The organism is Rhodococcus sp. BS-15 (assembly GCF_000813105.1).
Taxonomy (GTDB): Bacteria; Actinomycetota; Actinomycetes; order Mycobacteriales; family Mycobacteriaceae; genus Rhodococcoides.
Genome location: NZ_BAOX01000618.1, coordinates 1 through 706 on the forward strand (window position 1 = coordinate 1; position 706 = coordinate 706).

At 68.7% G+C, this 706-nt stretch carries 1 protein-coding gene; it reads left to right on the plus strand.

Going from position 1 to position 706, the window contains the following annotated elements; translation table 11 throughout:
* Positions 1-409: 409 nt before the first annotated feature.
* Positions 410-706 (plus strand): class I SAM-dependent methyltransferase (locus RHBS_RS28305; protein ID WP_145977678.1); only part of this gene is annotated, 297 nt, incomplete at its 3' end.

Below are 706 nucleotides of genomic sequence, written 5' to 3' on the forward strand. Positions count from 1 at the left end.
GAGGTGTTCGGCGATCAGACTGCGCTGGTCGGACAGTCGCTCGACAGCGGCGTGGTCTCGGGCGTGAGCCGGGCTCGAGACCGGCCACGAGCCGGTGCCACGCCGCAGGGCGCGTAACGCGTCGAGGAACCCGGCCGCGGTGTCGGTCGACGAAGTCGGAGCTATGTTGGACACCACATCGAGTGAACCACGACGCAGCCAGGAATGCGTTGCGGTTGGCTTCCCGAGAGGAGTGCCATGAGCAACGGAGACACAGCCGAGCGCAGTCTCGACCACTGGAGCGAGGCCGGCCGAACGGGCATGGAGCGTTCTACGCCCTGGCCACCGAGGACTACCACCAACTGGCACTGGCAGCCGACTGGCCCGCCCTGCTCGCCGAGCACGCGCAAGACGCTGGTCGCTGCTCGACGTGGCCTGCGGTAGCGGTAAATTTCCCACCGCGCTGCGTCGCTATACCGATCTGTCCGGCGTTCCAGAGGTGGCCTACGACCTGCTCGACCCGTCTGCGTTCTCGGTGGCCGAGGCACGCGGGGCGCTCGACGCGCCGTTCGTACCCCGTGACGAGCTGGTGATGACGTTGCAGGACCTGCCCGCCGATCGGACCGGGTACGACATCGTGTGGGCCACCCACGCGCTCTACGCCCTTCCGCCCGCCGAGTTGGACGCCGCAGCCGAACGATTCGTGCTGCGCTCGCCCCGGCGCCTC